General features: G+C 35.9%; 21 protein-coding genes. 4 read left to right on the top strand and 17 right to left on the bottom strand.

Going from position 1 to position 22,162, the window contains the following annotated elements:
- Positions 1-218 precede the first annotated feature (218 nt).
- Entirely contained in the window at positions 219-2,336 is a 2,118-nt protein-coding gene (locus NFR46_RS06585; protein WP_251575782.1) for a GH25 family lysozyme, read from the top strand.
- Between the two features lie 151 nt (positions 2,337-2,487).
- Here the strand turns inward: NFR46_RS06585 and NFR46_RS06580 are convergent, their stop codons facing one another.
- The 6 genes from NFR46_RS06580 to glf form a co-directional block, all read right to left on the bottom strand.
- Positions 2,488-3,501: an acyltransferase family protein gene (locus tag NFR46_RS06580; protein WP_277612858.1), complete on the bottom strand. Its 1,014-nt coding sequence runs from the start codon at positions 3,499-3,501 to the stop codon at positions 2,488-2,490.
- A gap of 116 nt (positions 3,502-3,617) precedes the next feature.
- The gene (locus tag NFR46_RS06575; RefSeq protein WP_251575780.1) at positions 3,618-4,736 is read right to left on the bottom strand and encodes a glycosyltransferase; all 1,119 of its coding nucleotides are present in this window, start codon (positions 4,734-4,736) and stop codon (positions 3,618-3,620) included.
- Positions 4,737-4,770: 34 nt separating this feature from the next.
- The gene (locus NFR46_RS06570; protein WP_251575778.1) at positions 4,771-5,577 is read right to left on the bottom strand and encodes a LicD family protein; all 807 of its coding nucleotides are present in this window, start codon (positions 5,575-5,577) and stop codon (positions 4,771-4,773) included.
- A gap of 81 nt (positions 5,578-5,658) precedes the next feature.
- A complete protein-coding gene (locus tag NFR46_RS09475) occupies positions 5,659-7,299 on the bottom strand; it encodes a KxYKxGKxW signal peptide domain-containing protein (RefSeq protein WP_420908592.1) in 1,641 nt (546 codons plus the stop codon).
- Positions 7,300-7,434: 135 nt separating this feature from the next.
- A complete protein-coding gene (locus NFR46_RS06555; RefSeq protein ID WP_242334052.1) occupies positions 7,435-8,856 on the bottom strand; it encodes a flippase in 1,422 nt (473 codons plus the stop codon).
- Positions 8,857-8,862: 6 nt separating this feature from the next.
- Positions 8,863-9,981: a UDP-galactopyranose mutase gene (glf, locus tag NFR46_RS06550; protein WP_251575776.1), complete on the bottom strand. Its 1,119-nt coding sequence runs from the start codon at positions 9,979-9,981 to the stop codon at positions 8,863-8,865.
- Positions 9,982-10,161: 180 nt separating this feature from the next.
- Between glf and NFR46_RS06545 the strand changes: the two genes are divergently transcribed.
- Positions 10,162-10,611, top strand: a complete 450-nt coding sequence (locus tag NFR46_RS06545; protein ID WP_003716759.1) for a hypothetical protein — start codon at positions 10,162-10,164, stop codon at positions 10,609-10,611.
- 55 nt (positions 10,612-10,666) lie between these two features.
- Here NFR46_RS06545 and NFR46_RS06540 read toward each other — a convergent pair whose 3' ends face one another.
- The 7 genes from NFR46_RS06540 to recX form a co-directional block, all read right to left on the bottom strand.
- Positions 10,667-11,683, bottom strand: a complete 1,017-nt coding sequence (locus NFR46_RS06540; RefSeq protein WP_251575774.1) for a glycosyltransferase — start codon at positions 11,681-11,683, stop codon at positions 10,667-10,669.
- A gap of 6 nt (positions 11,684-11,689) precedes the next feature.
- Complete coding sequence (locus NFR46_RS06535; protein ID WP_251575772.1) at positions 11,690-12,334, bottom strand: YveK family protein; 645 nt, start codon at positions 12,332-12,334, stop codon at positions 11,690-11,692.
- On the bottom strand, positions 12,312-13,526 hold the full coding sequence (locus tag NFR46_RS06530) for a hypothetical protein (RefSeq protein ID WP_251575770.1): 1,215 nt from the start codon (positions 13,524-13,526) through the stop codon (positions 12,312-12,314). The genes NFR46_RS06535 and NFR46_RS06530 overlap by 23 nt, the downstream gene beginning before the upstream one ends.
- 12 nt (positions 13,527-13,538) lie before the next feature.
- Positions 13,539-14,468 (bottom strand): glycosyltransferase family 2 protein, encoded by a 930-nt coding sequence (locus NFR46_RS06525; protein ID WP_251575768.1) that lies wholly within the window; start codon positions 14,466-14,468, stop codon positions 13,539-13,541.
- 17 nt (positions 14,469-14,485) lie between these two features.
- Complete coding sequence (locus tag NFR46_RS06520) at positions 14,486-15,247, bottom strand: DUF4422 domain-containing protein (RefSeq protein WP_251575766.1); 762 nt, start codon at positions 15,245-15,247, stop codon at positions 14,486-14,488.
- Positions 15,248-15,258: 11 nt separating this feature from the next.
- On the bottom strand, positions 15,259-15,912 hold the full coding sequence (locus NFR46_RS06515; protein WP_251575763.1) for a sugar transferase: 654 nt from the start codon (positions 15,910-15,912) through the stop codon (positions 15,259-15,261).
- Between the two features lie 86 nt (positions 15,913-15,998).
- Complete coding sequence (gene recX / locus NFR46_RS06510) at positions 15,999-16,790, bottom strand: recombination regulator RecX (RefSeq protein ID WP_251575761.1); 792 nt, start codon at positions 16,788-16,790, stop codon at positions 15,999-16,001.
- A 99-nt stretch (positions 16,791-16,889) separates the two neighbouring features.
- On the opposite strand from recX, the gene NFR46_RS06505 reads away from it, so the two are divergent.
- Complete coding sequence (locus NFR46_RS06505) at positions 16,890-17,102, top strand: hypothetical protein (protein WP_251575759.1); 213 nt, start codon at positions 16,890-16,892, stop codon at positions 17,100-17,102.
- Positions 17,103-17,127: 25 nt separating this feature from the next.
- On the top strand, positions 17,128-17,370 hold the full coding sequence (locus NFR46_RS06500) for a DUF2922 domain-containing protein (RefSeq protein ID WP_251575757.1): 243 nt from the start codon (positions 17,128-17,130) through the stop codon (positions 17,368-17,370).
- A gap of 61 nt (positions 17,371-17,431) precedes the next feature.
- On the opposite strand, the gene NFR46_RS06495 is transcribed toward NFR46_RS06500, so the two are convergent.
- The 4 genes from NFR46_RS06495 to map all read right to left on the bottom strand — a co-directional run bounded on the left by NFR46_RS06495 (position 17,432) and on the right by map (position 22,117).
- On the bottom strand, positions 17,432-18,346 hold the full coding sequence (locus tag NFR46_RS06495) for a YihY/virulence factor BrkB family protein (RefSeq protein ID WP_251575755.1): 915 nt from the start codon (positions 18,344-18,346) through the stop codon (positions 17,432-17,434).
- A 496-nt stretch (positions 18,347-18,842) separates the two neighbouring features.
- The gene (locus NFR46_RS06490; RefSeq protein ID WP_251575753.1) at positions 18,843-19,001 is read right to left on the bottom strand and encodes a hypothetical protein; all 159 of its coding nucleotides are present in this window, start codon (positions 18,999-19,001) and stop codon (positions 18,843-18,845) included.
- Positions 19,002-19,180: 179 nt separating this feature from the next.
- Complete coding sequence (gene yjeM, locus NFR46_RS06485) at positions 19,181-20,686, bottom strand: glutamate/gamma-aminobutyrate family transporter YjeM (protein ID WP_251575751.1); 1,506 nt, start codon at positions 20,684-20,686, stop codon at positions 19,181-19,183.
- A 576-nt stretch (positions 20,687-21,262) separates the two neighbouring features.
- Positions 21,263-22,117, bottom strand: a complete 855-nt coding sequence (gene map / locus NFR46_RS06480) for a type I methionyl aminopeptidase (RefSeq protein WP_251575749.1) — start codon at positions 22,115-22,117, stop codon at positions 21,263-21,265.
- Positions 22,118-22,162: the final 45 nt, after the last annotated feature.

Here is a 22,162-nt window from a genome sequence, read left to right as displayed (position 1 = left end):
CTTTCCTGATTTATAAAGCTTAAAATGTTTTTTCATAATTACCTTCCCAAATAAAAATAATTTAACACTAGTAATATATCACTATTTTTTATTTCTTCCTACACATTAATCATAAAAAAATTACAATTTGTTAACAGATCTTAATATTATTGAAATTAAATAATTAGTATTAGGAATTATAATAGTTATCGTTATATAAATTTTTTAGGAGGATTATAGTGACTCAGAAGAACCATATCTATCTTGCTTCAACATTAACATTATTATCTTTATCAACCTCGTTATATTTAAATTCTAAAAACGTTCAAGCTGATACTGACCAGGTACAGACCGAACAAGTAAATTCAAATGCCAATTTAAGTGCTAATTCCGCTTCAACACAAAGTCAAAACGCCTCTTCAGCAAGTGCTTTCGTTGCTAGTTCCAATAATAATGTGGCTAGTGAAAGTACTGCTGAACCAACGCAATCATTAAGTATTAACAGTCAAAATTCGACTGCTCCTGCAACTGCATATACGACCGTAAAGGCAGCTGCACAAACTGCTTATGATGGCACACCAGTAATCAATATTGGTGACGCTAACTACCCTCGAGTAGATGCAGTTGATATTAGTGGTTATCAAGCTAGTATGACTCCTAATAATTTTGTTACCTTAAAAAATCTCGGAGTTAAAACAGCGATTGTTAAGGTTACCGAAGGGACCTACTATATTAATCGATATGCTGGTCAACAAATTAATTATGCTAAAAATGCTGGCTTAAATGTTCAAATATATCACTATGCCAAATTTGGTAGCCAGGGTGCTGCAATCAATGAGGCTAACTATTTAGCAAATGAAATGGAGGCCTTAGGGCTAGACAAAAACACCTTAATTTATGCTGACATGGAAGATACAACTACCAAATATTACGGAGTTGCTAACCATTTAAATGCTTTCTGGAATCAATTAAATAATCGTGGCTTTACTAACCATGCAGTCTATGCCTCAACCTCTTATGATCAAACTTATAATGTTAGTTCAACAGTTGGGAAAAGCCGTACTTGGATTGCTCAATACCTTTATTCACCATCTTCAGCTAGCCTAAGGAACCAGAACTATGGGGCATGGCAGTTTAACGCCCATGGTCGCATTCCTGGATATAATGGTGACTTAGATATCTCGATCGACTATCAAGGGTTAGTAGCTAACTCGGGTGAATGGTCTAACAATAATGGGAAATGGTCATATTCAATTAATGGCAATAATGTTACTGGCTGGCAACGAATAAATAATAACTGGTACTACTTCAACCAAGATGGCACTGCGCAAACTGGCTGGTATCAATCAGGTGCTGGCAACTGGTATTACTTTGATAATACTAATGCCTGGGCGTTAACTGGGTGGCAATATATTAATAATAATTGGTATTACTTTGATTACAGTAATGCATGGGCTGACAAGGGCTGGCAGAATATCAATAATAATTGGTATTACTTCGATCTAACAAATGCTTGGGCACTGCGTGGTTGGCAAATAATTAATGGTAATCGTTATTACTTTGACCCTAGTAATGTTTGGGCACTCAAAGGATTTCAATATTTAGACAATGCTTGGTATTATTTTGATGATAGTAATGCCTGGTTGAGTCATGGTTGGCGCTACAATGGTGGACAATGGTATTACCTAAGTCCAAGTACTGGTCAACTAGAAAGCGGTCTTCAAACAATTAACGGCAAAGTTTACTATCTTCAGCCAAACCACAATGGCTACTTTGGTGCAATGCAGACTGGTTGGTTTAACTTAAGTAACCATTGGTACTTCTTTAATAATGGTGGTGACGCTGCTACTGGATGGTTTAAGTCACCTGCAGGAGCTTGGTATTACTTTAATAATAACGGACAAGCATTAACCGGATGGCAAACCATTAATAGTAATCGGTATTACTTTGACCTAAATAATTCCTGGGCCTTAACCGGGTGGCAAAAGTTAAATGATAAGTGGTACTATTTCGATCCAACGAATGTCTGGGCGCTAACTGGGTGGTTTAAGTCACAAGCTGGATTATGGTATTACTTTGATAATGACGGAAAGGCTGAAACCGGATGGCAGATTATTAACGGGCACCGGTACTATTTTGATTCAAATAACGCTTGGGCCTTAACCGGGTGGCAAAAGTTAGATGATAAGTGGTACTATTTCGATTCAGCAAATGCCTGGGCGCTAACTGGGTGGCAAACTATTAATGGGCATCGGTACTACTTCGATGACGATGGACATGCGGTAACCGGTTATCAATATATTGATGGTAAACTCTATTATTTTGATCAAGATAACGCATGGCTGTTAGATAAATAATTAAAGTTAAAATTTAATAATTCATTTTCAAAGAATCTCGCTAATCGTTTACTTTGTAATAGTAAACCTATTAGTGAGATTTTTTGTATACAAAAAGCCACTCACATTTCTGCGGGTGGCATTAATGTTTCACAATGTAAATTGAGAAGACCTAATATCCATTAATATTCAATTTCCTTAAACTAAATTTAATTAGATTCACAACTTTATCTATTATGTTAAGCTTCTTAAAAAGAAAACTCCGTATTGCATCCACTAAAGTACCAAAAACATACCACACCATCGCTGTAGCAAATATGCATATAACCATTATAAATATATTATGGTTGTAAAAATTAGTATAGTGCCCTCTAAACCAGGCATAAACAATATAATTAGTTTGTAGTAAGTAGGTACCAAATGACAATGCGCCTAATTTTATAATTAGCTTACGTACCCTTATATTGCTAATTTCAATTTGAAGAAAAGCAAGAAAAAGAAAAATAGCTCCCAAAACTGCAAAAGGAGTATTATACCCAAACCATTTGTTCCAATCATTATAAAGAATCGATCCGTTCATGTATTCTTTATGATTAAGTGTTATAAGATTGCATGTCAAAACACCGATAATAGCGACTATAAAATAACCGATAAGGTCAGCTTTAATAGATAATTTCTTGAGTTTATTACCAAATTTCCTAATATAGGCCCCATACAAATACATTATGATTAACCACATACCACTAAAACCATTACCTAAATTAAAAACCTTATCATTAAAAATATCTAATCCCAAGAAACTGGTTGTAATAAACAACGATACACATATGATTGTGAATTCTTTATATGTTAATTTTGATATTCCGTAATTTATTAATGGCATAAATATAAAAACCAATATGTAGGAATTAAAATACCAGTACTGCATTGATACTGTTGGGAAGAGGCTTCCAAATAATTGTCCTTTATCTACATATTGTGGTCTCAGTATAAGAAAAGCTATCAAAATAAGATAGGAATAGAAGACTACTTGTAACCATAATTCTACAATTCTTGAGAACCTATGATGAGACGTCAACCCAACATATCCTGATATCAAAGCAAACAAATCAACCGCAACATTATTAAGAAAAGTAAGGAGCATAATAATTTGCGTATGTACTGTATTTACCTGATGATAAAGCAATCCCCTCCATTTGACATTGTATGTAATGTCATAATCATATACATTGATAAGATTCGTAATAAATCAATTCCTATTATTCTTTTTTTCATGTTATCTCCTACAAAATATAAAGTAAGCTAACCATTCAATCCAATTAACTTAAATATTTTTTCAGCTTGTTTCTCAATACCAAACTTTTTTAGTTTTGGATCTAGACTATTTTTTCGTATTCCTTTTGAACTTTGAAAAATATTTTCCAGTTTATTTGCCCACTTTTCCTCATTCAGTCCGCTAATTTTATAGATATTATCAGTTGCAAAGATCTTATCTATATTTGTAGCCGATGCTAATACCGGTAAATTACTAATTTGAGCTTCCAAAGCTACCAAACCAAATCCTTCATATTTACTGGTAAATAAAAGTGCATCCATTGCCGAGTACCAATTATTAACATCTGATACAAAATCAATCTGTGTAACATATTTTTCCAATCCAAGTAACTTTACCTGCTCGTTTATCTGTGTTTTTAATGGTCCTTTTCCTAAAATAACAAACTTACTATTGGGATTAATTTTATGATATTTTGCAAATACATTTAACGCAAACAAAGGATTTTTCCTATCCTGCATTACTCCTACAAAACCAATCAATCTTTCGTCCGACGATATTTGTAAACGTCTACGAATTCTTCTTCTTTGATCAGAATCGTACTGATATTTGGATAAAACCAATCCATTATCAATTACATGTACATTGTTAGAACTTTCTCCAAACATCCATTTTCCAGCTTCACTAGACGTTGCTATTTTTACATCAGCATTTCGATCAAACACTTTTTTTCCATGGTTGTTAACCATATTAAGTAAATCCATCATTAAGGCATTAGAAAATGTATGACTGTAATACGCATTATGAGAATGACATATAATTTTTGCATGACAATATTCTTTGGCATAAATAACCGGCAAATAATTCCATGATGCAGAATAGTTAAAATAGATAATGTCATATTCATGCGTCTTAAAAAATTTTTTCCACCATTGCCAATGCCTTATAGGATTTTTTGTAACTGGTATAACTCTGTGTATCTTCCACCCCAACTTCTTACACTTCTTATCAGTAAAGTCCGTTGGATCTATCCCATAGGCCACTGCGTCAATTTGATAATTATTATTAACATGACCAAAAATGTTAAAGATAACCTGAGTAAGACCACTACCACTAATAAAGTCACCAATAACTAGTACTTTTTTCATTTAATATCTCCATAAATTTATATAATTAGGATAACTACCTTAGCCATGCTTGAAGGCAATGATTAACTTGTTTTTCTTTAGGTGGAATATCCATATAATTCTTACCATAAAGTTTGGTTAAATAGCTATCCCAGCAAGCCATCGTATCGAACTGATATCCTTCAAAATTAACTTTAGTACTTTCAAAATAATCTGAAGTTCGCATAGTTTCCTTACCATAGTCACCCCACATTACATCACCTATCCAACCTGTTTTATTGTAATCATAGGTCCGTGATAACTGATTAAGTTTTTCATTAGCTCGTCTAAGACCATACATTTTCGCAAAAGGAATAACTAAAGGTTTTAATATTTTCTTCGCCAACGTTCTTCCTTGACCTGCTTTAGCAAAGCTTAACATTTGTATTTCACGTACAATAGCAACTTTTTGATACAACTTTTTTTGTAATGATTTATCCCCTGGTAAACCATCCATAGGAAAAACGTCAATCCAGAGATAATCTGCCTCATCATTTTCAAATTGTTGGCTCATTTTAGTTGTTAAATCTACTACTTTAATAAATGGGTAACTTGAATCGTTAAATTGAAAATCAGTTATCTTATAATGTTCATTAAATACACTATTCTTTTTAGCAATCTCCATTACCTTTTGATAGCTCTCTCTGTCCATACAAACATCTATATCATCATCCCAAGGAATAAATCCATGATGTCGGGCTGCCCCTAGCAACGTTCCTGCACAAAGGTACATTTTCAAGTCATGGTTGTCACAAAAATTCTTAAAATTTAACAGAATATCCAATAAATGTTTTTTTATCTCTTTTTGGTTCAACTTTTTCATCTGATACACCACTTCTTTCTCAAACAATTATACAAAATAAAAGGATTCACTTTGTTAATAAGTGAATCCTTACTCCTATTTTTACAATCCCTCACGGATAATTTTCTGAGGATCCAGCCAAGTCCCGTTATTAATAAATGAACTAGCTAAAGCATGATTAAAGTTGTGATCTCGGGTAATACCAATATGGACGTGTGAAGTATCACGAATACCAATAACATCACCAGTACTGATCTGTTGTCCTTCATGAACGAGAATATTATTCTTGCTAGAGAATGCCTCTTGATAAACAACTAGATATTCACCAGTATCAACTACGGCATACCAGCTTAATCCGGAACCATATCCGACAATTTTAACAGTACCACCGTGAATAGCATGTACTTCTCTACCTGGGTGATCAATTGAACCAAAGTCTAAGCCATCATGAAAGCCATTTAATCGGAATCCACCACCGGCATGAACACCAAATAATTGTCCGCCACCAAAGTAACCTTCACCATCTTGAGGGAATGGCCAATCCCAGCCATCAGCCCATGATCCATCAGAATTAAAGGTATAAGTTTTGCCATTAATTTCTTGATTACCAGTTAACATCCAGGCATTAGTTGGATCCATGTAATACCATTTACCATTGATTCTTTGCCAACCAGTGTCTGCCCATACGTTAACAGTGTCGAAATAGTACCAATGATTATTGATATACTGCCAATTCTTCAATGCCCAAGCGTTTGTTGGATCAAAATAATACCACAATCCTGCTTGAGATTTAAACCAACCTGTTCTTGCGTCAGCATTTGCTGGATCAAAGTAATACCAATTTCCGGCATTAGATTTAAACCAACCTGTATCTGCCCATACGTTAATAGGATCAAAATGATACCAGTGATTATTGATATACTGCCAATCCTTTAATACCCAGGCATTTGTTAGATCAAAATAATACCACAATCCTGCTTGAGATTTAAACCAACCTGTTCTTGCGTCGGCATTTGTTGGATCAAAGTAATACCAATTTCCGGCATTAGATTTAAACCAACCTGTTCTTGCATCAGCATTTGTTGGATCAAAATAATACCAATGATTATTAATATTTTGCCAATTAGTATCTGCCCAAGCATTTACTGGATCAAAATGATACCAATAACCATCAATCTTTTGCCAATTTTTTAGAGCGTTTGAATTTGTTGGATCAAAATAATACCACAAACCAGCTTGTGACCTATACCAACCTGTTTGTTCGGTTCCATCTTCTTTAATATAATGCCAATTATCGTTTACTTTTTGCCAACCAGTATTTTTAACATCTGATTGAATATCAATATCACTAGCCTGATTATTTAAATCAGCTGCATCGATATTATTAGAGCTTTGAGAACTAGCATTTACTTGATTAGTTGTATTTACCACAACCTTACTTTGAGCAAATGAAATTTCAGCATTGACATTTTGATTTTGTTGAGTTGCAGCAGCTTGAGCACTTGCTACTGATGCACTAGCAGAATTACTATTTTCGTTATTAGCAATAGTCAAAGTTGTACTTTGAGAAGCATTACTCTCTGCTGTGGTTTGAGTTTGCGTAGTTTGGATCTGATTAGTAGTCGTATCAGCATGAACATGCTTTACTTGTGTTCCAGCAATAAAACCGATCGAAACGATCGCTGCTGTAATCCATTGCTTTCCTGACTTGTAAAGTTTAAATCTTTTCTTGCGACTATTCAAAACGTTTTAATCCTCCTAAAAGTGGGACGAAATCTATTTTTTAAATTAATTTTTAAACATAACACTTTGTCAAGTATAAAAGATAAAATTCATGCTCGCAACTTCTCAATAAAATTGTTAGGTTTTTGTCATATATTAATTCTTACCGATAATATTTTTTGCTTGGCTCAAAATTTTAGCATGGAGGATAAACAGGCCAGATAAGTAAATTACTATTCCGACGGCAACTTCCAATGCTAAATTGGCAATCGTCATTTGGATAGTATTACTAATTCGATTGACAATTATAAACATTACTAACCCACTAACTGCATATTTCCAAACTTCCCCAAACATCTTACGTCGGCTAATTGTCTTTCTAATCATTGCTAGCTGAGAAGCAGTGACTAAGAATTCTGAGCCAACTGTTGCCAAAGTTGCCCCATTAGCTCCCCAAAACGGAATTAGAACCAGATTAAACGCAACATTACTTACAGCGCCAATAGTTACTGAAGTTGTAAATTCCTTAACTCGGTTAACCGGCATCAAATATTGAGTACCAGTAACATTACTCCATGCAATTAAAACAATTACTGGTGATTCAAGGAACATAATTTGACCAGCCATTTGAAAGCCACTCCCTAAGAACCATGGAGCAAATTGTTTTGAAATTGCCATCAACCCAAACATCATTGGAATCGAAATAGATGAAACAAATTCAAATGAAGAATACAAACTGTTTCGTACACCTTCAATGTCACCCTTAGCATACTTATTAGCCACATGCGGTAACATTACTGTTCCAGTTGCGGTAACAATTGCTAAAACAAACTTGACAATCTTATCTGATTGTCCAAAATTCCCCAAGGCAGCCTGTGAATCCATATGTCCTAACATCAATCTGTTCAACACAAGATAGACCTGTGTGGTGATAGTTGGAATAAACAGTAATAATGATGGATAAAAATGCTTAAATGGATGCCAATCACTAATTTTAACCCAAACAATATTTCCCTTTAAATAGGGCCATAATGTTAAATTACCAACAACTTGGGCGCCACCTAAAATTAAAATATATTTTCCTAAATCAGCTGTTGACTTGATAAAAGTAAAAATCAAAATTACAGAGGCTAATTTAACTAGTGCATTTCGTACCACCGTAATTTTGAAGTTTTCCAACCCCATAAAATACCATGAAACATCCAGGCCTGTTGCAATAATCCAGAGGCCCTGCATGAGAAAATAATATTTAAAAGTCGTACTAAAAAGAAAAACAGCAGCTAAATATGCAATAAGGGATAAAGAAACGGTCAATAATTGTAACGCTTCAACTCCCCAAAAAGTTCGCGAACGTTCATATAAGTCATCACGATGGTAGGCTACTTCTCGATTACCATAAAGAGTAATTCCCATTTGCCCCATAAGGTAAAAGAAAGTTACCCATGCATTAGTGTATTCGTTAATCCCAACATCATGTGCACCTAAAACACGAGAAATATAAGGAACAGTGATCAATGGAATGATCATGTTCAAAATTTGATATCCCGCATTATACAAATAGTTCTTGATAACTTTCATTGCTAATTACTTAAACTCCTTATTTACGGCAACTAAGGCTGCGTGAAGAACTTGATCCATATTGTAGTAGCGATATTGACCAAGCCGTCCACCAAAGATAACATTATTAGCCTTTTCTGCAGCAAGTTGAGCATACTTCTTGTAAAGTTCATTATTTTGCTGATTATTAATCGGATAGTATGGTTCATCGCCACGATGCCAGTCTGCTGGATATTCTCGAGTAATAATCGTTTTATCTTTGTCGCCCTTACCAAATTCGAAGTGCTTATGTTCGATAATCCGTGTGTATGGTGTTTCAGCATCGGTATAGTTAATCACCGCGTTCCCTTGGTAATTACCAACATCCTTTTCTTCAGTTTCAAAACGTAGACTCCGATATTGAAGTTCACCAAGTTGATAATCAAAGAATTGATCAATCATTCCAGTGAATACAACCTTAGGATAATTAGCTAAATAATCGTCCTTCTGCTCGAAAAAGTCAACTCCAGTTTCAACATCAATTAATTCACTATTAAGCATCTTTTCAACAATTTGAGTATAACCACCAATTGGAATTCCCTGATAGAGATCATTGAAGTAATTGTTGTCATATGTCAGACGAACAGGCAACCGCCGAATAATAAATGCTGGTAATTCGGTAGCTTTTTGACCCCATTGCTTCTCGGTATAACCCTTAATTAACTTTTCGTAGATGTCCCGACCAATTAGCGAAATAGCTTGTTCTTCAAGGTTCTTCGGTTCCTTACCCGCCATTTCTTGACGCTGTTCGTTAATCTTTGCCAGTGCTTCTGCTGGAGTACGAACACCCCACATTTCACTAAAGGTATTCATGTTAAACGGCAAGTTATACATTTGCCCCTTGTAATTAGCAACAGGACTGTTTGTATACCGATTAAATTCAGCAAATTGATTAATATAATTCCAGATCTCCTTATTAGAAGTGTGGAAAATATGAGCACCATATTGATGGACTTGAATACCGTCAACTTCCTTAGTGTAAATATTTCCTGCAATGTGATCACGCTTTTCAATTACCTTAACCTTTTTGTCACGCTTAGCTGCTTCGTAGGCAAAGTTAGCACCGAATAGGCCGGCACCAACTACAAGATAGTCATACTTTGTCATGGAATGTTCATCCTTTCATATGTAACGTTATTTATTGATGAAAATTTTAGATAATGTTAAAATCAGTTTGTTTGCGTTTATTCAACTAGTAATAAACTTCCTGCAAATGCTATAATTATACTATTAAATACTTATCAAGTATAGTTGATTTGAACCTTTCAATATAGGAGAGATACTTATATGAAGAAATTTAGTCGTTTATTTTTGTCCGGAATGTTAGTTACAATCTTAGGATTTGGGTTAGCTGGCTGTGGTTCACAAAAGAATTCTAAGGACACAGCATCATCTTCACATACCAAAACTGAAAAAGTTACTAAGAAAGCTACTAAAAAGACTAGTAAAAACAGTAAGCAAAATTCTACTAAGAAGACAAGCTCAACTAGTAGCAGTGCTAGCGTAACATCATCATCACAATCAAGCTCTTCAACTGCTAATAGTAATGTCAATAATAACAGTCAAAAACAGTTAGGGCTTAACGATGTTGCTGTTTGGACCGATCAATATGGTGTTACTCACCATGTTGATAGTGACGGAATGGATCGTCAAACAATTGCAGGTAGCTCACAAATAAACTATCAGGATTGGTCAGGAAGCTTACCAAGTAATGCCCAAATTGTTAAACAGAATTAAACAAAACTAAAAATATAGCCAGATAGTAATTACAGTTACCATCTGGCTATATTTTTTATTCAGTAATATTTTCTATTTTTTTTACTGCGCTCTTTATAAAGTCACCTTTTCGTAACTTTTTAGCAATCTCAATAGTATTCATCTTCATTTCAGAATATTGCTTCTTAGTAATATTTTCTAAAATGTCATCAAGATTTTCGAGGCTGTTTACTGCAATTCCTAAATTATTTTTCAAAATGAAATCAGCCAGAGCGGCTTCTTTCCAAATAATTACCGGCTGTTCACTGCTTAAGTAAAGGGAAACCTTGTGCGGATTATTATAGCGCATATAATTACCAAACTTACCACTACACGTATCTAATTGATCGCCATCCCAAACTAGCCCGAAATTTTGAGTAAGTTTCTTTGGTAATTTATCTGGGCTCATTTGACCATGATAAGAAACGCCTTTTAAATAGTGTTCGCTTGGATATGAACCAAAAATTTCTAATTTTCCAGCTTGTAAACTTATTTTATCAAGAAACTTGGACTTTGCTAAGTTCCCAGCAAAGCATATTGTTCTATCATATTCTGAATTTTGGTTTATTTTTTGAGGGTTGTTATAATCAAAAATTCCCAATTCTACCATTGGAACAGTAACACCATTTTCCTGTAGCCATTGTTTCATTTTATGATTATGAACTATCAAGCCATCAGTAGCGTTAAAAAGTGCTCGTTCACCATCCCAATAGGTTTGGTCATTCTGAAAAAGGCGAAGCGATTCAACATCATGAATAATGAAGAACAGCTTCTTACTTTTTGAACGCATTTTATTTATAAGTTTTTTCATCACATAGCTAGAATAAGTTGGATACTGGAAAAATAGCTCATCAAACTTTTCTACATTGTTAAATAGACGCGGAATTACCCAATATGCTGTTTTAATTTTATCTAACTTAGATTTGTTGTTTAATTGCTGATGAATTACTTCAAAGCCAGATTGTGATAAATAATAATCCACATCTCTTTTTGCCTTTGGTCCTGCATTATTACCATTTCCATAGTCAGCAACTGTAAAAATTACTTTTTTCATCTTAATTTACTCTTTATGTCCAAAGTTTTTAATTGTGAAAATTACAAATTCAATAATCAATCCTAGTAATGCACCTAAAGCAAAACCAACAACTACATACTTCTTTGTACTAGGAGATGTTTGACTATCGGTATTGTCAATTGTGGCTTTTTGTAGAAGGGTTACCGTTCCTGCTCCTGGTTGTAGCTGTGGTAATTTTTCCTTCATTGCCCTTGCAGTTGCGTTAACAATCTTTACAGATGCTTCCCTAGACGATGTTTTTGCCTTTAACTCCATCACTAACGATTGTTGTGAAATTTTAGCATCAATGGCACTTTTAATATCATCTGTTGAGTATTTTTTCTTCATTGACTTAGACAAATGCTTTCGTGCTTCTTGAGCAATGGTTCCATTTTCGGCAATATCCTTATAGGTTGGCATCATATTATTATCTTCACCAACAATTGAAATACTAGCACCGCTTGACATTGTCCGCATTTCTTGAGGAATATTGTGAGAAATTACAATTTGACGACTAGCGGTATAGGTAGTTGACTTTTTCTTTTTAGCATCTACCCCCATTGCTAAAGCACCGAGGATAGCAAAAATAAGAACAACTAAAACTGGTTTCCCGTGTTTTTTCATTAAATTATTTAAAGTTACGTTTTTCATTTTTCTCCTCCGATATCAATTTGTCTGAAAAATAACATTGCGCAAAAATAGCAATTAAAAACGGATCGTAGCCAAAATCTAGCAGACGTTGTTCCACAATTGCACTAATCGTTACAATAACCATAATGCTTGCTAAGGCAAAATCAGCCTTTTGAATAGAACAATAAGAAATAATAGTCATTACTATTACAATCAACAAAGCTATTATTATTCCATAAATAATAAGCAGTCTTATAAACGCAGAATCAATATAGAAATAGTCATTTCCAATAATTGCTCTTTTTATTCCACCAGCAGCTCCATAACCATTTTCATGAATATGCTGACCAAAAAGACTAAAGCCATATTTTTTTATAGCTTCGTGACTATAAAATAGCCGACCAGACAATAAACTATTCATTTGTTCAAATAACTTGTGTCCAGGTGCGTATAGGTACGACAGGAAAACTGTAACATAAGCTGCTAAAACTGGTAAAATCCAGTAAAAGATAGCAATCGATCTTGAAACAATATATCCTTTTTGTGCCCGTTGTCCGATCATCATTACTGGAATTACCAAAATCAAAGCATAGGCATTCAAACGTGCATCACAAAACTTAATGAGGAAGATTGCTAATAGTACAAATACTGTATAACTCTTCCACGAAAGCTTATTGAAGTAAAGATAACAATATGCCAATACTAGGTAGAGAATATGGGCAGCAAAATCAGTTGGGTAAATAATCCCAAATGCCCGTCTTAATGTGTGAATTCCCCGATGAAAAATTAGATTCTTTGTTAAACCGATTAGAGAAGTAAAAAAGACAAACGAGAGAAGGATCGTTCCTAACACTAAATATAAGTAAATGATTTTCTTAAAATCTACATTTCTAGCACCTAAGACAAAAATCCCCATTGGAAAGAGGATAAACTCACCTGATGTCCTCCAAGTAATGAATAGGATTGCAAGGACTAAAAGATTAACCGTTATTTTTCTTATTGTGTTTGAATCAAAAAAGATAATCTTAAACAAAACGATCGCTAATGGAATAAAAGCAATTTGATGTAGAAGGTTACCAGGAAAATAAAAAGTATAGGTTGAGGTTTGAAGAAAAGCAATTACAAAGTAAAAGGCAAACGCTATTTCATAAAGGATTTGTCCATCTAACTCAAGGTTAATTAACCGTTGATATTTGGATGATAGATATTGCACCCTACTTCCCTCCTACTTTTTCTCTTTTACAATATAGATTGGTCGTTGTTTAGTTTGCATATAGATTTTACCAATATACTTGCCGACAATTCCAATACACATCAACTGCAATCCGCCAAGTAATAACATAATACAAACCATTGATGCCCAACCAAAAGCGCTACTGCTTGGTTCAATAATCCTACGAACAATTACAAAAATTAATCCTAAAATTGATAAGAATGCTGACATCCCACCAATCCAGGTGGCAATTGACAGTGGTGCTTCGGAAAAGTCAGTTATGCCATCCATAGCATACTTAAATAGCTTCCAAGTGGACCAATCAGTTGTTCCAGCAATCCGTTGGACGTTTTTATATGGTAGGTATTTAGTCTTAAAGCCAACCCAATTAAAGATTCCTTTTGAGAAACGGTTATATTCTTTTAAAGATAAGACGGCATTAACCATTTGGCGAGTCATCATTCGATAATCACGAGCACCATTAACAATCTTAGTATCGGAAATCTTGTTAATAACATCGTAGAATTTATCACTAAGGAATGATTTAAACTTTGCTTCACCAGTACGATCAGTTCGTCGCATCCCAACACAATCATATTCTCCTATAGAGATATACTTATACATTATTGGTAAATATTCAGGAGGATCTTGTAAATCAACATCCATTACAACAACATAATCTCCTGTCGTCGCTTCAAGTCCAGCATATAGCCCAGCTTCCTTACCAAAATTTCTAGAAAAGGATACATAATGAACTTTATCAGGATTTTGTTGATGCAACTTTCGTAATTCATCCAGGGTTTTATCAGCCGAACCATCATTAACAAACCAATATTCAACCTCGACTGGCATCTTATTAACAACTTTTTCAACAGCAGGATAAAATAATGGAATTGATTCTTGCTCATTGTAACAAGGAACAACAATGGATAACTTAGGCAATTAAATCTGCCTCCTCTTTACGCATGTCCTGTAATCTTCCGCAGAACAAACTTACCGCCCTTCTTGAACCAGTTAGTATGCTCCATGAAGACGTACTTTACTTCAACCGTCGAATATTCAGGGTGAACCTCAAGCCATACATCCAATAGTAGCTCGCTTAAAAAGCCGTAAACCCGTTGTTCATAGGTTGAATAATTTAAAATATCAATCCGATTTTCAACTTCACCAAGAACATCAAACATCCATGTACAATACTCATCCAGCGGTTTGCGTTTCATAATAAACATATTAAACATGTGAGCCCATGTTCGCTTCATGACCTTTTCAAATGCAGGTACGTACTCAGGATAATTTTGGTGGATCACCTGACGCATTATCTCAAATGGTTCATGCTCATGAGCGTGGAGGTAGTGAGATTCATTTGTCTCGATATAGTAACGTCGTTTAGGTGGCAAGATAATATCATGATCCTTAAGCAAGTCAGCCACTTGTTCACTTGACAATACCTCATCCAGTGATTTTTGGTGGTTAAGACTTAGGTAACGACGATAGTGAACTAACCCCATTGCATCAACGTCTAAGTTCTTCCATCCCCAGTAAATCGCTGTTAATTCATTATAGTAAGGGTTCTTCGCTGAAATATTGTCTCCCGTATTATCACCCTGGAAAGTATGGTTAACATCAGGATGAATCTCTTTACCAACAAAGACTGGTAAATACAATGGGTCTTTGGGCATTGCATAATTCTTATGAGCAGCAACTAATACTTTTGTCTTCACAGTCGTTCTCCTTAATAAGCAGCGTTGGGCTTGATCATCACCTTAACGGTTTCAAACATAATCTTAAGATCAAGCCATACCGAACGTTCATTAATGTAGGTTAAATCAAGTTCAACCATTTGATCAAAACTCAAGGCATTTCGCCCACCGACTTGCCACATCCCAGTAGCACCAGGCTTAACCATTAAGCGTTGACGATCATAATCAGTATACTCTTTAACTTCGTATGGTAGCGGTGGCCGGGGCCCAACAATACTCATCGAACCTCCAACAACGTTCAATAATTGAGGCAGTTCATCCAAACTATACTTCCGAATAAACTTACCAACCTTGGTAATCCGAGGATCCTCCTTCATTTTGAACATTGCTCCTTCAACTTCATTCTGATCACGAAGCTTTTCTAAAAGTTCGTCCGCATTGGTAACCATTGACCGAAATTTAAACATCTTGAAAGGCTTACCGTCTTTTCCTACTCGGGTTTGAGTATAAAAAACGGGACCCGCAGGATCATTGATTTTAATTGCAATTGCGATGATTAAAAAAAATGGACTGAGAATCACTACCGCAACCGAAGATGCTACTACATCAAAAAGGCGCTTAATAAATCGGTAGCCATACTGACGTTGCAGTTTTCTTTCATCAATATGTAGTTTCTTTTCTGTCATTATACTTTCTCTTTTAATTTTTTATTTGTAGCTTTTCTACGTATCTTACACATTTTACCAGTATTTTACCAGTCTGAAAAGGCTTCTCACAATTCATGGTTGTCTAACCACTCTTGAACTGCGTCTAAGTCAAAGCCCTTTCGGTACATTGCCTGCTTAAACTTTATCTCTCGTTCACGGCCATCGTACCGCCGATAACGGTACCAGAGTTTCTCAGCTTGACGTTCCAGTAATTCCTCTTGTTGTTCAAAATCTTCTTGCGGTTCTACTTGCTCTTTAATTTGATCATAAATTGAACTTGGGTACCCTTTGGTTATTAATCCCTGGCGAACCTTTTGCTCCTGACGACGGGTCGGTTGCGAACGATAACGGCGAAACAGTTTTTTCGCTAGTTTGGTTGCATTTTCAAGTTGGCGTTCAGGAGTAAATTGGGCTAGTGCATCATCAATATCATTTTCCCCAATCTTTTTTATTCGGAGCCTTTGTCTAATATTTTCCGGTCCCTTGAGGTCAGTATTCATTTCCGTCCGCACGTAACTAGCAGCGTACTCATGATCATCAAGCAATTTCTGAGCACGGAGTTTTTGCAAAACCGGTTCAATAAATTCTTCAGGTGTTTCAAGATCCCGAAGTTTTTTGATAACATCACTTTCTGTCCGTAACTGATGAGATAAGTAATCGAGCATTCGAGAATAAGCGCGAGCAATCTGGTCGGCGGTCGTAATCTGAGCTTCGAGTTCCTGATCGATCTCCATCCCCTTCATCAACCGAAATTGAATTAGGACACTCTCTGCTACAGGAAAGGCATACTTATCGTCAAGATAAACGTTATACCGTCCTTGACGTTTCTGTGCTTCAATCTTAGTGATTTTTGCCATTTTTAAATCCCTTCTTTACAAATTCACTTCTCGTTCGTTGTTATAGGTGTAAGCAGTGGCCGCTACTTATTAAAAATTAAACCCAAAGGAGAATTCATCATGAGCATGACTCGGAAGTTCAAAGCCGCTAAGATTCAGTTAACGCTGGTTGGAGAAAAGCACCCGAAAGGAGTAAAGCATGTCCTTAACAACGTTACCGAAACCGTTAGTGAAGAACAATTTACCCTTCTCAGCTCTGCTATGGAAGCCTTAACTGGAGAAAAGGTAATTAATGCGGACGTGATTGGAACTCAATCAATCGTAATGGACTAATAGTTTAGAAAGGAAGTTTTAATTTATGAAAACTCTTAATTTAATGTTCAAGGGTAGTCTTGGTAAAAAGCATTTATTAAAGTTGAGCTACGCTAATGACCAGTTAAACGCTGAAACCGTTCGTCAAGCAATGAACCAGCTTTCAAACACCCACCTGTTCTTTAAGAATGATGAAGATATTTACGCAACCCCTATTTCTGCAAAGTATGTTGATACAATCCCAACTGTCCTTTTCAATGACGAAAAGGAAGCTCCTGTCGCTGAATAACTAATCATTCCATCTTAATAATCCTTAACGAGGCCGGAAAATAAATATTTTCCGACCTCTTTTATTTTTTAACAATTCGTTTTCGAGCATCATCATGCTCAGTTTTAATGAGCTGCCAGAAATGCTCCTTTTCAACTAATTCACCATCATGAGCTTCTTGAAATGCCGCATTAATTGCCGCCCCCATCATGATGAGGTAACCAGAAAAGTCAAGCCAAACCATCATTGCGATAAATGCACCGATCGTCTTATAACCAATTACACCATGACTAAACAGGATGGTATATAACCCAAATAATTTAGAGAGCCATAGCCAAAAGATCGAAACCAGGAACGCCCCAACCGCAGCAAAACGTAACCTAACCTTAGCATTAGGGACAAAGTAGTACAACATCGTCAGAGCAATGAAAATGACCGCAAAAGTGATCGGCCACTTCAAACTACTAAACAGGTAGATGTAACGACGGTTAAAGTGGAGGAATGGTTGAAGCCATTTGAGGAATTGTTCACCGACCCCATACAGGAAAACAATCACGAAGATAATGATCACAACGACAATCATCCAAATAAACGAAATTACCCGATTGCTGATTGGATTTTGGTTTTCCGCAATTCCATAAGCATGGTTAACACTTCTTTGAAAAGCAGCGATCCCTTGACTCGTCGACCAAAGTGCAATCAAGGCCCCAGTAGTCAAAACCCCACCACTTCCCCGCTGAAGGAAATCCAGGACTAATGGCCGAATAAAACTATACACTGTTGCTGGAACCAATGTCTGAAGGTAGGTCAATACAGTATTCGCGTCAATCCCAATCATTGGTAGCAAGTTTCCAATTACCAATAATGCTGGGAAAATTGAAAGTAATGTATAGTACGCGAGTGTCGCTGCCGAGCTTGAGAGTTGGGCTAAGGTAAAATGCTTAACCAACATTGCAATTAGATTCTTTAATTTTGCCTTATTTTTCTTCCTAATCATTACCCAACTCCTCATAGTAATACCCGTTCATTATACATTATTTTGAATTGTGTGAAAAAGAAAGTCGGCAGCAAAAGCTTACCTAGCTGTTTAAAATTTCTCCATGAATCATTAATGCACGAGCCCAATCTTGAGGACTGGCAACTTCTCCACTAAATTCAGCTTTTCGTTTATATATACTAAATGTAAAAATTTGGAGCGGATTAATAAAACCTTCCACTTGTTTTGTATGTAATGGAATAAAGAAATCTCTTTAGCGTTTATTATAAGCATGTGTAATCGGCATTACCATTACTAAGCCAGTAACTCTACTATAATTAGATGAACTCATCACAATTGCTGGATGTCTTCCACGAATTTATTCACCAACGTATAGTTCAAAATTAATCCAAATTATATCTTGCTTTTGGGGAATATAGTTATTATTGTGGTAGTTCATCTTCTTTTACCCCACCATTAACAAATCCTGTATCATCACCATTGTAAAGATGCTTCTCTACAAATTTGCTATCTTTAAACGGTTTTTTCGTTTAGGCATGTATACAATTGCACCATTTCGATCCTGGTATACTTCATATTCACTACTACGGTTTTTAATTGATTTTGGAACAGTAAGGACATCCGATGTACCAACTTGTCTCATTTTAACTGTCATTGTTTTCTCCTCCTTGAGTATATATCTTATATACATAATAAGATTTCCTATCATTAATTTAGAAAGTGTAAATGATCCTCCATAAATTTAAAACGAAAAAGCGGAAAAGTTTCGAAGCAACTCGAATTTTTCCGCTTTTTATAATTTAAATATTGAGATTTCTAAACAGCCGACTCTTCTTAATCCTTGATATGGTGCTTCTTTGAAGAAACATTGTAGAAGATCCAAGCAACAAGAGCAAAGAAGACTGGACCAGCAATTGTCCAGAATGCTGTTTGCCAATCCTTATCAAGCATTGGTTGGATGAACGTAAACAGGATCCCGACAATTAGGATAATTTCAACAAACCATACCAAGACATCTGTCCAGAAACGATTCTTAAAGACTTCAAATGGCCGTTCAATATCCTTCTTCCGCTTAAAGAATGGGAAGGCACCAACCAAGAAGAGGTATGGGAAACAAGTAGAAACATTAGCCATATCAGTCAAGATGGTGTAGAACTGTTGAGCTGCAGAACCACCAAAGGCAACCAAGAAGATAATGATGGAAACAACAGTAACCTGTAACCACATTGCATTAGCAGGCATCCCTGCCTTGTTCAACTTAGTCAACTTCTTTGGCCATAATTCAGGGTTAGAACCAAGAATAAAGGCCTTAATTGGTGAGTACATCAAAACGAATAGTGCACCTAAGAATCCAAGTGCCTGAGCAAAAGCAACGATCCGAGTCATGACAGCACCCCAAACAGCAGCGGTTGCGTGAGGAAGGCCAAATGCTAGCCCTAGCTTAACCCCTAAAATATTGAAGAGAACATAAGTAGCATTCCCAAGGTTAGTAGTGCTCTTAGCAAAATCATGGTTATAGTTGGCAAACCAACCAGCCATTAAAATCATCAAAACATAAGCACCAATAGTAAAGATTGATGCAATAATCAAACCACGAGGGAAAGTCTTTTCAGGGTTCTTCATACTATCGGTAACTGAACCAAGTGATTCCATCCCACCATAAGCAAAGATAGCGTAAACAACGAATGAAATAATTGCAATTGGTGTTTGGAATTGTGGGTTTGGTGATAATACAAAATCCTTAGCACTGTGAATAGGTTGGGCTAAGGCACCCTTATTTGCAATCAAAACGATAAATGCTGCAATAACATAGATAATGTTAACAATAACAGTAAAGATCCCACCAAGAGACCCAACCTTGGCAATCGCAGTCATCCCACGAGAACTAAAGTATGTACATGCAATCATCAAGATAATTCCAAGAACCCCAATGACTTCAGTTGAATTCAATCCCATGAAATGCCATTGTTGAGTGGTATCCTTACCAAAGATCAAAGCTGAAAAAGTAATCCAAATCCGGGAAGCGGTGGAAACCATCCAGACAATCCATGATGCTAACCAAACGAAAGTTCCGATAAAGGCTAATTTTTCACCGATCGATCCAGCAAGCCAAGAATAAATACCACCCTTAGCATCCTTAAAGGCTGAACCATATTCGGCCATCATTAAGCCACACGGAAAGAAGAAACAAATCCCCGCTAAGGCATACCAGATAATACTCCCATAGCTCATTTGTAAGTACGCGTTTGAAACATTACCAAAACCAAAGATGGCGGTAATGATCATCGTGACTAAGCCAAAGGTAGTAATCATTTTTTTATTACTACTCTGCTCATCCAAAATAAAAACCTCCAAAATATAGGAAAAGATTCTTAAATAAAAATAAGAATTTATTTAATATTTTAAGTATAGCCCTATTTGATAAAAATAAAAGACCTTTTGCAAAAGTTCTTATTATTTTCTAATATTATTTATGCAATATTTCCTAATTATTCACGCATAAAATTCATAATTGAAGTGAATATACTCCGTTATACGTATATTTATAAATTTGTTCTCAGGAGTTTATGAGTCATTTCTTTGAACAGCGTCTACTAAATACTTATTTTTTCTTTCTCATATTCAATAAAAAGACAGACCACTAAATTTTCTTTAGTGAATCTGCCTTTTTGCATATTAATATATGAAGTCCACTTATTTAACTTTGGTGGTTACTTAATTTTATTATGGTCTGAGTCAACAAATTAGACAACAAAGTCGAGAGCTGTTCGCCAAGGACCTATAGTCCTAGAATACATAGTAGAAACGTGTTCGCCCTAACCTTCCTCGAGCTAACGACCTCCACCTCTGACGACAAGTCGTCATTCAGTGGAGAAATCGTTAGTCACCGGAAGGTTTTAACGGGCTCACACTCTTTTATTCATAATGTCCGGCAATGTCCTTAGCGATCTTGCTGTAGTGGTCAAGGTACTTAGCATAGTTGTCATCATAAATATACTTAGCATCTGCTTCGGGATCTTGAGAAGTTAAAATCTTAGGACCCTTATCTGTAACAACAAGTGTATGTTCATATTGGCAAGACCAGCCACCATCGGCAGTCTTAGCTAGCCAACCACTTGGATCACTAGTATCAGCTTCCCAAGTACCAGTGTTAATCATTGGTTCAACAGTGATTGTCATGCCGTTCTTCAGACGAAGGCCTTGACCGTGTTCACCATAATGAGGAACCATTGGATCTTCGTGCATCGTTGGTTGAATTCCGTGACCAACAAATTCCCGAACATCCCCATAACCGTTCTCATCTTCGGTATAGTGTTGAATAACAGCACCAATATCACCGATCCGGTTACCAGCAACACATTGATCGATTCCCATAAATAATGACTTCTTAGTAACATCCATCAACTTTTGAATTTCAGGCTTAACATTACCAATACCATAACTCCAGCAGGAATCACTAAAGAAACCATCAACACTAACAACGGTATCAATCTTAGCTAAGTCCCCATCCTTAAAGATTAACTTTTTCCGTGGGAAACCGTGACAAATTTCATCATTGAGGCTGACACAGGTTGCATACTTATAACCCTCAAAGCCAATTTGTTCCGCTTTAGCACCGGCAGCTTTAAAGTACTTCCGGGCGAAGTCTTCAACTTCCCAACTTGAGATTCCGGGCTTAATAAATTGCCGGATTCCGATGTGCATAGCAGCAAGTGCGGCACCGGCTTTTTCCATCGCTTCAATTTCGCGTGGCGATTTTAATGTAATCATTAAATTGTCCCCTTCATTAATTTTATACGTAAACTAGTATAACAC

Origin of the sequence: Limosilactobacillus agrestimuris, assembly GCF_943193105.1 — a bacterium.
Classification (GTDB): Bacteria; Bacillota; Bacilli; order Lactobacillales; family Lactobacillaceae; genus Limosilactobacillus; species Limosilactobacillus agrestimuris.
The sequence above is the reverse complement of the archived record's forward strand: the minus strand, read 5'-3'. Positions and strand labels throughout refer to the sequence as shown.